Annotated in this window: 1 protein-coding gene; it reads left to right on the top strand. The window is 74.4% G+C overall.

The features are described from left to right. The coding region (locus tag MJ785_RS14890; RefSeq protein ID WP_239381397.1) for an acyl-CoA dehydrogenase family protein at nt 1–1087 on the top strand (1087 nt) is incomplete at its 5' end. Nucleotides 1088–1113: the final 26 nt, after the last annotated feature.

The following is a 1113-nucleotide window of genomic DNA, read 5'->3' as shown; positions in this document are numbered from 1 at the left end:
GAGCCTGCGGGAAACCGTCATGCAGGCCTGCCTGGAACTGGGCGGCCCGGCCGTGGCCCGCGGGCTCGGCGACGACGGGCCGGGCTTCGACGAACACGCCTGGACGGTCCTGGGCCGCGAGATCGGTCTGGCCTGCCTCGGGCTGCCCGAGGACATCGGCGGTGCGGGCGGCCTCGCCGAGCTCACCACCGTCGCCGAGGTGCTGGGCGCCACCCTGCTGCCGGTACCGTTCCTGTCCTCGACCGTGCTGGCCGGCCAGGTGCTGGCCGGGGCCGGTGGGCCGGCGGCGGCACTCGCGGACATCGCGGCCGGGCAGGTGACCGGGCCCGCGGTCACCGACGCCGACGGGCTGTGGCGGCCCGGCCGTCTTCAGCTGACGTTCCGTGACGAGGGCGGGGACAGCGGCCGTGACCGGGTGGTCCTCGACGGGGTCGCGCCCTTTGTGCTGGACGGTCCGGGTGCGCGCCGCCTCATCGTCGCGGCCGTGTCCCGGCCGGGGGACGGAGCGGATCTCTTCCTCGTCCCCGCTGACGGCCCCGGTGTGACCGTCACGCGGCTGACCACCCTCGACCTCACCCGGGCACAGGCCCGGGTCACCTTCACCGGCGCGGCCGCGACTCGGCTCACCCGCGGTGGGACCGCGACCGATGTGGTCTGCCCCGCGCTGGACACCACCGGTGTGGTGCTCGCCGCCGAACAGCTCGGCGGCGCCCAGGCGTGCCTGGACATGATCGTCTCCTACGCGAAGGAACGCCGCCAGTTCGGCCGTCCGATCGGCGGCTTCCAGGCCGTCAAGCATCTGTGCGCGGACCTGCTCGTACTCGTGGAGATGTCACGCTCAGCGGTGGACCGCGCGCTCATCGCCGCCGGCACCCCCGCGTTCGCCGAGGCGGCGGCGGTGGCGCAGGCGTGGTGCTCGGACGCGTTCCGCACCGTCAGCGCGGAAACCGTCCAGTTGCACGGCGGGATCGGGTTCACCTGGGAGCACAACGCCCACCTGTACTTCCGCCGGGCCCGCGCCGACGCGGTGCTGCTCGGCGGTGCCGCCCACCACCGTGAGCGCATCGCCACCGTCCTCGGCTGGTAGCCACCGATCACCGGTACAGACCGGAC

The organism is Protofrankia sp. CiT1 (genome assembly GCF_917627335.1).
Lineage (GTDB): Bacteria > Actinomycetota > Actinomycetes > Frankiales > Frankiaceae > Protofrankia.
This window is presented reverse-complemented; position numbering and strand designations above follow the sequence as displayed.